We start from the raw sequence: 9033 nt of genomic DNA, 5'->3' as shown, positions 1-9033 counted from the left end.
AGGTCCGAGTCCGACGCCAGCCCCGCGTGGTACAGCCGCAGCTCCGTCGCCCCCAGGTCGCGCGCGCGGGCGGCGTCCGCGGCGAGGGTGGCCGGGCTGCCGCCCATGCCGGAGACCACCGTGAGGTTGGCGGCCAGGACGGCGCCGGGGCGGCGCACCTCGGCGAACGGCGTCAGCAGACCCGCGCCGCCCGTGCAGGGCACGACGACGCCGTCCGCGACGGACAGGACGTGCGCGGGGTCGACGCCGGCGTTGGCGCCGCAGTGGTGGGAGACCGGGTCGGCGTGCAGCAGGATCCGGAAGCCCTCGGGCGCGGCGGCCCGGACCGCCGAGACCGCCGCCTCCTGGAGCGTGCGGGCCCGGTCGTCCCGCCATGCGCGCGTCGCCTTCGCCGGCCCCTCGCCGAGCAGCTTCTCCACGCCCGTCCAGCCCCCGTCCGACGGCGCGGCCCCCCGCCACACCGGCTCCAGCGCGGTGCGCACCGCGGCGGCCAGTCCGTCGGGGTCGAGTCCCTGCGCCCCGTAGCCCGCACGGCAGTCGGGGCAGAAGCACAGCGACATCAGGTACTGCCCGGCGTCGCCGAGGCCGACACCTCCGGTCTTGTCGTGGGCGTGCAGGTGGGCGAGTCCGTACCAGCCGAGGGACTCCAGTTCGGTGCCGCGCGCCCCGGGCCGCACCGCCGCCTCGACGGCCAGGTCGGTGAGGTACGCGCGCGTGGCGGGCTGCGCGATGCAGGGCGCCCAGGGGTAGCGGTCGCCGTAGGCGTTGACGACGGAGGTGTGCGGCTGTTCGGCGCCCAGGCGGGAGTTGTGGGCGAGGACGACCCAGGTGTGCACCTCCGGTCCCGCCGCCGCGAGGGCTTCGGCGGCCTCGCCCCAGGCGTCGCCGGGCGCCCAGTCCCCGGCCTCGTACGGGCGCAGCTCGCGACCCTCCCAGCGGGCGGCGTCCGGTGGGTAGAGGACGGCGGCGTGCTCGGCGGTGACGACGCGGTGGCGCGGGTGGCGGGGGGTGAGGGCGCGGGTGGAGTGGTAGGCGGAGGCCAGGGTCACCTGGTCCACGCCCAGGCCGGCGACGAAACCGGCCGCATCGGGGTCGCCGTTGACGTCCCACGGGTAGACGAACGCCGAGGTCCTCACTTGCCGGCCCCCTCGGCGAGCAGCGCGTATCCGCGGTCGATGATCCGCGCGAGCTGTTCGACGTGGTCGTCGGCCGGCTCGTGCAGCGGCGCCCGCACCTCTCCGACGTCCAGTCCGCGCAGCCGTACGCCCGCCTTGACCAGGGCGACGGCGTATCCGCGGCCCTGGGCGCGCAGTTCGACGAACGGCCGGTAGAAGCCGTCCAGCAGGCGGTGCGCGGTCGCCTCGTCGCCTTCGTGCAGCGCCCGGTGGAAGGCGAGGGCGATCTCGGGGGCGAAGCAGAACACGGCCGAGGAGTAGAGGGTGATGCCGAGCGCGCGGTAGGCGAGCTGGGTCTGCTCGGCGGTCGGCAGGCCGTTGAAGTAGAGGAAGTCGCCGCCGGGGACCCCGGTGCGCACGGCGCTGACGATGCGCTGCATCAGGTCGAGGTCGCCGAGCCCGTCCTTGAGGCCGATGACGCCGTCCGTGCGGGCCAGTTCGACCACGCTCTCCGGGGTGAACACGGCGTTGTCCCGCTGGTAGACGACCACCGGCAGGGAGGTCGCGGCCGCCACCTCCCGGTAGTGCCGCAGCAGCCCCTCCTGGCCGGCGACGACCAGGTACGGCGGCATGGCGAGCAGTCCGTCGGCCCCCGCCTCCTCGGCGAGGCGGGCGTAGCGCACGGCGAGCGCGGTGCCGTAGCCGGCGCCGGCCACGACGGGCACCCGCCCGGCCGTCTCCTCCACGGCCGCCCGCACGCAGGCCTGGAACTCCTCGGGCGTGAGCGCGTGGAACTCCCCGGTGCCGCAGCAGGCGAACACGGCGGCGGCCCCGGCCTCGACACCGCGGCGCACATGGGCGCGGTAGACGTCGAGGTCGACCTCGCCGCCGGGACCGTACGCCGTGACGGGGAAGAACAGCGGCCCGCTGGGGACAGTGAGCCTGGCGGCGAGAGGGGCTGAGGTCACGAGCGCTCCCCATTCCATATGTGTGATCGGCGTCTATATTTCTGAACGAGGTCACGCTAAGCCGCCACCCGAAGGCCGGTCAAGCGCGCCAACGGCCGACACGCCAGCGGAGTTTTCCGTTCCACATCGCCTCGCCCGGACACTTGACGGGCCCCGCCTCCTCTCCTTAGCGTGTCCACGCATATGAACGCCGTGCGTCCATGCGCACGGCGACCACGTCGAGGAGACCCCAGGAGACCCCGAGGATGCCCGCTCCCCGCACCGTTCTGCTCACCGGCGCCGCCGGCGGCCTCGGCACCCTGATGCGGGACCTGCTCCCCGGCTACGGCTACGAGCTGCGCCTGCTCGACCTGCGCCCCGTCGAGGGCGAGCCGGACGCGATCGTCGCCGACCTCGCCGACAAGGACGCCGTGCGCGAGGCGGTCCGGGGCGTCGACGCGATCATCCACCTCGCGGGCATCTCCCTGGAAGCCCCGTTCGAGAAGATCCTCAAGGCGAACATCGAGGGCACCTACCACCTGTACGAGGCCGCCCGCGAGGAGGGCGTCGGGCGCGTCGTCTTCGCCTCCTCCAACCACGCCGTCGGCTACACCCCGCGCCCCGAGGGCGACGACCCCCTCATCCCGGTCGACACCCCGCGCCGCCCGGACACCTTCTACGGCCTGTCCAAGTGCTTCGGCGAGGACCTCGCCCAGCTCTACTGGGACAAGCACGGCCTGGAGACCGTCTCGGTCCGCATCGGCTCCTGCTTCCCCGAGCCGACCAGCGTGCGCATGCTCTCGGTGTGGATGAGCCCCGCCGACGGCGCCCGGCTCTTCCACGCGGCCCTCACCGCCGAGAACGTCGGCCACACCGTCGTGCACGGCTCCTCCGCCAACACCCGGCTGTGGTGGGACCTCACCTCCGCGCGGGCGCTGGGCTACGAACCCCAGGACGACTCCGAGCCGTACGCCGAGAAGCTCATCGCCGAGCAGGGGGAACTCGACCCGGACAACCCCGCGCACGCGCGCCTCGGCGGCCACTTCGTGACCGACCCCCCGATCTGGCCGTACTGACCGGAACACGACCCCACGACGGGCGGGCGGGCACCGAACGGGCCCGCCCGCCCCCGCATGCGGGCACCCGCGCTGCCCGTTCCCACCCCGCACCCCGCTGCCGCCCAGGTCCGCGACGGGCACCCAGCGTCCGAAGCGGGCACAACCGGGCAGCATCGGGCCCGCAACAAGCCTGGTCAGTGGAGCGGAGCCGCTGTAGAACTTCACCCAAGGGCCGCACCGGGCCCGAACGGGCAGGGACCGCGGCGACAAGGCGGTGAGGCGGGTGTTCGGCATGAGTACGAGGACGGCGGAGGAACGGCAGCGCGAGATCGTGCGGATCGCCCGTGCCACCGGCTCGGTCGACGTCACCGCGCTCGCGGCCGAGCTGGGCGTGGCCAAGGAGACCGTACGGCGTGACCTGCGCGCCCTGGAGGACCACGGCCTGGTCCGCCGCACCCACGGCGGCGCCTACCCCGTGGAGAGCGCCGGCTTCGAGACCACGCTCGCCTTCCGCTCCACCAGCCACGTCCCCGAGAAGCGCAGGATCGCCTCCGCCGCCGCCGAACTGCTCGGCGACGCCGAGACGGTCTTCGTCGACGAGGGCTTCACCCCGCAGCTCATCGCCGAGGCCCTCCCCCGGGACCGCCCGCTGACCGTGGTCACCGCGTCCCTGCCGGTCGCGGGCGCCCTCGCCGAGGCCGACGGCGTCTCCGTACTGCTGCTCGGCGGCCGGGTCCGGCCGGGCACGCTCGCCACCGTCGACCACTGGACGACGAAGATGCTCGCCGGGTTCGTCGTCGACCTGGCCTACATCGGCGCCAACGGCATCTCCCGCGAGCACGGCCTCACCACCCCCGACCCCGCCGTCAGCGAGGTCAAGGCGCAGGCCGTCCGCGCCGCCCGCCGCACCGTGTTCGCCGGCACGCACACCAAGTTCGGCGCGGTCAGCTTCTGCCGCTTCGCGGAGATCGGCGCGCTGGAGGCCATCGTCACCAGCACCCTCCTGCCCGCGGCCGAGGCCCACCGCTACTCGCTGCTCGGCCCCCAGGTCATCCGCGTCTGAGCACCACCCGCACGTCCCCACAGGGCACCTCCACGCCCTCGAACGCCCCATGTATCCGCATATGTTCAGGAGCGATCCATGCGAACCCAGAGCCGACACAGGCCGCGAGCCCTGCTCGCCGCGGCCGCCGCAGGGACGCTGCTCGCCCCGCTGCTCTCCGGCTGCTGGGTCGGGGCGGGCGGCGCCGGGTCGGGCGGCGACTCCATCAACGTCCTGATGGTCAACAACCCGCAGATGACCGAGCTGCAGAAGCTCACCGCCGACCACTTCACGAAGGAGACCGGCATCAAGGTGAACTTCACCGTCCTGCCGGAGAACGACGTCCGCGACAAGATCAGCCAGGATTTCGCCAACCAGGCCGGCCAGTACGACGTCGCCACGCTCTCCAACTACGAGATACCGATCTACGCCCGCAACGAGTGGCTCCACGAGATGGACCCCTACGTCGCGAAGGACCCGGCCTACGACGAGAAGGACATCCTCGGGCCGATGCGCGAGTCCCTCACCGGCGAGGACGGCAAGCTCTACGGCCAGCCCTTCTACGGCGAGTCGTCGTTCCTCATGTACCGCAAGGACCTGCTCGCCGCCAAGGGCCTGACGATGCCCGCCCACCCCACCTGGACCCAGGTCGCCGACCTCGCCGCCGAACTGGACGGCGCCGAGCCCGGCATGAAGGGCATCTGCCTGCGCGGACTGCCCGGCTGGGGCGAGCTGATGGCCCCGCTGACCACGGTCGTCAACACCTTCGGCGGCACCTGGTTCGACAAGGACTGGCAGGCCCGCCTCGACTCGCCCGAGTGGCAGAAGGCGACGAAGTTCTACGTCGACCTCGTCCGCGAGCACGGCGAGTCCGGCGCCGCCCAGTCCGGCTTCGCCGAGTGCCTGAACAACCTGACCCAGGGCAAGGTCGCCATGTGGTACGACGCCACGTCGGCGGCGGGCTCCCTGGAGTCGGCCAAGTCCCCGGTCAAGGGGAAGATCGGCTACGCACCGGCCCCCGTCGAGAGGACCGACTCCTCCGGCTGGCTCTACACCTGGGCCTGGGGCATCCAGAAGGCGTCCCGCAACCCCGACAAGGCCTGGAAGTTCGTCTCCTGGGCCTCCGGCAAGGAGTACGAGCAGCTCGTCGGCGACAAGGTCGGCTGGTCCGACGTCCCGGCCGGCAAGCGGGCCTCCACGTACGAGAACCCGGCCTACCGCGCCGAGGCCGCCGCCTTCCAGGAGATGACCCGGCAGGCCATCGAGGGCGCGAAGCCGAACGACCCCGGCGTGCAGCCGCGCCCCGCGCCCGGCATCCAGTTCGTCGGCATCCCCGAGTTCACCGACCTCGGCACCAAGGTCTCCCAGGAGATCAGCGCGGCCATCGCCGGACGCCAGTCCGTCGAGGAGGCCCTGAAGAAGTCCCAGCAGCTCGCCGAGGAGATCGCAGAGGAGTACGAGGGACGATGACCACCACGACCTCGGCCCCCGCGGCCGCTCCCGACCACGTCCGCACCGCCGCCCGCCCGGCGTCCTCCCGGCTGAAGGCCTGGGCCACCCGGGCCCCGCTGCTCCCCGCCCTGATCTTCATGATCGCGGTCACCCAGCTGCCCTTCGTGGCCACCCTGGTGATCTCCCTCTTCGACTGGAACGCCCTCTACCCCGACGCCCGCCACTTCACCGGCCTCGCCAACTACGGCGACGTCCTCACCGACCCGGACCTGCGCAGGTCGGTGTGGACGACGATCCTGCTGACGGTCGCGGTGGTCCTGGCCAGCCTGGTCCTCGGCCTGGCCCTCGCCCTGCTCCTCGACCGCCGCTTCAAGGGCCGGGGCGTGGTCCGCACCCTGCTGATCGCCCCGTTCCTGGTGGTCCCCGTGGCCGCCGCGCTGCTGTGGAAGCACGTCCTCTACAACCCCGAGTACGGCCTGCTCAACGGCCTGCTGCACTACGTCGGAGGGCCGCAGCCGGACTGGATCTCGAACACCCCGCTGCTCGCCGTCGAGGCCTCACTGGTGTGGCAGTGGACGCCGTTCATGATGCTGATCCTGCTGGCCGGACTGCAGAGCCGGGACCAGCAGCAGATCGAGGCCGCCCGGGTGGACGGCGCGGGCGACTGGCAGATCTTCGTCCACCTCACCCTGCCCCACCTGCGCCGCTACCTCGAACTGGGCGCCCTGCTGGGCTCGATCTACATCGTCCAGAACTTCGACGCGGTCTTCACCCTCACGTCCGGCGGCCTGGGCACCGCCAACCTGCCCTACACCGTCTACCAGAGCTTCTACCAGGCCCACGAGAACGGCCTCGCCTCGGCCGCGGGCGTCCTGGTCGTCATCGGCTCGATCGTCATCGCCACCTTCGCGCTGCGCGTGGTGTCGTCCCTGTTCCGCGAGGAGGTCGGCCGCGCATGACCGCCACCGCCGTACGCCCCGTCGTCACCGACACCGAGCCCGCCCGCACCCGCCGCACGGCCGGCGCCGGCCTGGGGCTGGTCGCCTGGCTGGCCGGGATCGTCTTCTTCCTGCCCATCGCCTGGATGGCCCTGACCTCCTTCCACTCGGAGGAGGACGCGGCCACCAACCCGCCGTCCTTCGCCGCCTCCCTCACCCTGGACGGCTACCGCGAGTTCTTCGGCTCCGGCGGCGGCGCGAGCCCGTGGCCCGCCCTCGTCAACTCGGCCGTGGCGTCCGTCGCCTCGACCCTGTTCGTCCTGGTCCTGGCCCTCCCCGCCGCCTACGCGCTCTCCATCCGGCCGGTGAAGAAGTGGACGGACGTCCTGTTCTTCTTCCTGTCCACCAAGATGCTGCCGGTGGTGGCGGGCCTGCTGCCGATCTACCTGTTCGCCAAGAACACCGACATGCTGGACAACATCTGGCTGCTGGTCGTCCTCTACACGTCGATGAACCTGCCGATCGCCGTCTGGATGATGCAGTCCTTCCTGGCCGAGGTCCCGGTGGCGATCATCGAGGCGGCCCGGGTGGACGGCGCGAGGCTGCCGACGATCCTGGCCCGCGTGGTCGCCCCGATCGCCCTGCCGGGCATCGCCGCCACGTCCTTGATCTGCTTCATCTTCAGCTGGAACGAACTGCTCTTCGCCCGGGTGCTGACGGGTGTGGTCGCCGAGACCGCCCCCGTCTTCCTGACCGGCTTCATCACCAGCCAGGGCCTGTTCCTGGCCAAGGTGTGCGCCGCGTCGCTCGTCATCTCCCTGCCGGTGCTCGCCGCGGGGTTCGCCGCCCAGGACAAACTGGTCCAGGGCCTGTCGTTGGGAGCCGTCAAATGAAGGCCGCCGTCATCGAGTCCGTGGGCCGCGCCGCCGTCACCGAGGTCCCCGACCCGACGCCAGGGCCGCGCGAGGTCGTCGTCGAGGTCGCCGCCTGCGGCCTGTGCGGCACCGACCTGCACATCCTCCAGGGCGAGTTCGCGCCCAAGCTGCCGATCGTGCCGGGCCACGAGTTCGCCGGCGCGGTGGTCGGCGTCGGCACCCAGGTCACCGAGGTGTCGGTCGGTGACCGGGTCGCCGTCGACCCCTCCCTCTACTGCTACGAGTGCCGCTACTGCCGCACCGGCCACAACAACCTGTGCGAGCGCTGGGCCGCCATCGGCGTGACGACGGCGGGCGGCGCGGCGCAGTACGCGGTGGCACCGGTGGCGAACTGCGTGAAGCTCCCCGAGCACGTCCGCACCCAGGACGCCGCCCTCATCGAGCCCCTGTCCTGCGCGGTCCGCGGCTACGACGTCCTGCAGTCCCGCCTCGGCGCCCACGTCCTGATCTACGGCTCGGGCACCATGGGCCTGATGATGCTGGAGCTGGCCAAGAAGACCGGTGCGGCGAGCGTGGACGTGGTGGACCTCAACCCGGCCCGCCTGGAGACGGCCCGCGGCCTGGGCGTCTCGGCCTCGGCCGCGACCCCGGACGAGCTGGACCGCCCGCAGGGCTGGGACCTGGTGATCGACGCGACGGGCAACGCGGCGGCGATCCAGGACGGCCTGGACCGGGTCGCCAAGGCGGGCACGTTCCTCCAGTTCGGCGTGGCCGACTACGCGACGCGGGTGCAGATCGACCCGTACCGCATCTACAACCAGGAGATCACGATCACGGGCTCGATGGCGGTCCTGCACAGCTACGAGCGCGCGGCGGAGCTGTTCGCGAACGGCGTCCTGGACCCGGACGTCTTCATCAGCGACCGCATCCCGCTGGAGCGCTACCCGCAGGCCCTGGAGCAGTTCGCGGCGGGGGTGGGGAGGAAGATCGTGGTGGTGCCGTAACCACCCCGGGGACGGGAACGGACGGCGGGGGCGAAACCCACCCCACCCGATCGGCCCTCGGGTAAGGGAACGGTAAAACGCCCCCGCTCGTTCTACCCGGCATGACAGCTATGACCCCCGGCTCGAACATTCCCCTCTCCGCCGCCCGCGTGACGGTGGACGTCACCGCCCCCGTGCGGCTGGACGTATCGGGCCTGCTGCTCACCGCCGACGGCAAGGTGCGCTCGGACGACGACTTCATCTTCTACAACCAGCCCACCGGCCCGGGCGTGACCTACCGCTCCGGCGGCGGCACCGCCCCGGACGCGATCACGGTCGACACCGCCGCCGTCCCGCCGGGCATCGAGAAGATCGTCGTCACCGCCAGCCCGGACGCCGCCGGCCAGACCTTCCAGGGCATCGAACCGACCGCCACGATCCGCGACGCGGACGACGGCTCCGTCCTCGCCACCTTCACGCCCCCGCAGCTCGGCACCGAGACGGCCCTCGTGATCGTGGAGGTCTACCTGCGAGGCGGCGTCTGGAAGGCCCGCGCGGTCGGCCAGGGCTACGCCAACGGCCTGGCCGGCATCGCCACGGACTTCGGCGTCACGGTGGAGGAG

9 protein-coding genes are annotated in these 9033 nt (G+C 72.2%); 7 read left to right on the top strand and 2 right to left on the bottom strand.

The genetic code is table 11. The features are described from left to right. Both JHAT_RS32910 and JHAT_RS32905 read right to left on the bottom strand, forming a co-directional pair. On the bottom strand, positions 1-1136 hold a 1136-nt coding region (locus tag JHAT_RS32910), incomplete at its 3' end, for a hypothetical protein (protein WP_077801940.1). Then, entirely contained in the window at positions 1133-2083 is a 951-nt protein-coding gene (locus JHAT_RS32905) for a 5-dehydro-4-deoxyglucarate dehydratase (protein WP_077801938.1), read from the bottom strand. The genes JHAT_RS32905 and JHAT_RS32910, both read right to left, overlap by 4 nt. Before the next feature lie 245 nt (positions 2084-2328). On the opposite strand from JHAT_RS32905, the gene JHAT_RS32900 reads away from it, so the two are divergent. The 7 genes from JHAT_RS32900 to JHAT_RS32870 form a co-directional block, all read left to right on the top strand. Beyond that, on the top strand, positions 2329-3138 hold the full coding sequence (locus JHAT_RS32900) for an NAD(P)-dependent oxidoreductase (RefSeq protein WP_077801936.1): 810 nt from the start codon (positions 2329-2331) through the stop codon (positions 3136-3138). Between the two features lie 274 nt (positions 3139-3412). Then, positions 3413-4183, top strand: coding sequence for a DeoR/GlpR family DNA-binding transcription regulator (locus JHAT_RS32895; RefSeq protein WP_077801942.1), 771 nt, complete (start codon positions 3413-3415; stop codon positions 4181-4183). A gap of 78 nt (positions 4184-4261) precedes the next feature. Further along, positions 4262-5632: a sugar ABC transporter substrate-binding protein gene (locus tag JHAT_RS32890; protein ID WP_077801935.1), complete on the top strand. Its 1371-nt coding sequence runs from the start codon at positions 4262-4264 to the stop codon at positions 5630-5632. Further along, complete coding sequence (locus JHAT_RS32885) at positions 5629-6573, top strand: carbohydrate ABC transporter permease (RefSeq protein ID WP_077801933.1); 945 nt, start codon at positions 5629-5631, stop codon at positions 6571-6573. The genes JHAT_RS32890 and JHAT_RS32885 overlap by 4 nt, the downstream gene beginning before the upstream one ends. Next, positions 6570-7445: a carbohydrate ABC transporter permease gene (locus JHAT_RS32880; protein WP_077801932.1), complete on the top strand. Its 876-nt coding sequence runs from the start codon at positions 6570-6572 to the stop codon at positions 7443-7445. Before JHAT_RS32885 ends, JHAT_RS32880 begins: the two co-directional genes overlap by 4 nt. Then, the gene (locus JHAT_RS32875; RefSeq protein WP_077801931.1) at positions 7442-8431 is read left to right on the top strand and encodes a zinc-dependent alcohol dehydrogenase family protein; all 990 of its coding nucleotides are present in this window, start codon (positions 7442-7444) and stop codon (positions 8429-8431) included. The genes JHAT_RS32880 and JHAT_RS32875 overlap by 4 nt, the downstream gene beginning before the upstream one ends. A gap of 110 nt (positions 8432-8541) precedes the next feature. After that, on the top strand, positions 8542-9033 hold a 492-nt coding region (locus JHAT_RS32870), incomplete at its 3' end, for a TerD family protein (RefSeq protein WP_143660595.1).

The organism is Streptomyces sp. JHA26 (genome assembly GCF_002005565.1).
In the GTDB taxonomy this organism is placed as follows: domain Bacteria; phylum Actinomycetota; class Actinomycetes; order Streptomycetales; family Streptomycetaceae; genus Streptomyces.
This window is presented reverse-complemented; position numbering and strand designations above follow the sequence as displayed.

Excerpts from the sequence above, each read along its gene's own strand:
- JHAT_RS32895 (WP_077801942.1), top strand. The coding sequence starts at position 3,413 with ATGAGTACGAGGACGGCGGAGGAACGGCAGCGCGAGATCGTGCGGATC.
- JHAT_RS32900 (WP_077801936.1), top strand. The coding sequence starts at position 2,329 with ATGCCCGCTCCCCGCACCGTTCTGCTCACCGGCGCCGCCGGCGGCCTC.
- JHAT_RS32880 (WP_077801932.1), top strand. The coding sequence starts at position 6,570 with ATGACCGCCACCGCCGTACGCCCCGTCGTCACCGACACCGAGCCCGCC.
- JHAT_RS32875 (WP_077801931.1), top strand. The coding sequence starts at position 7,442 with ATGAAGGCCGCCGTCATCGAGTCCGTGGGCCGCGCCGCCGTCACCGAG.
- JHAT_RS32890 (WP_077801935.1), top strand. The coding sequence starts at position 4,262 with ATGCGAACCCAGAGCCGACACAGGCCGCGAGCCCTGCTCGCCGCGGCC.
- JHAT_RS32885 (WP_077801933.1), top strand. The coding sequence starts at position 5,629 with ATGACCACCACGACCTCGGCCCCCGCGGCCGCTCCCGACCACGTCCGC.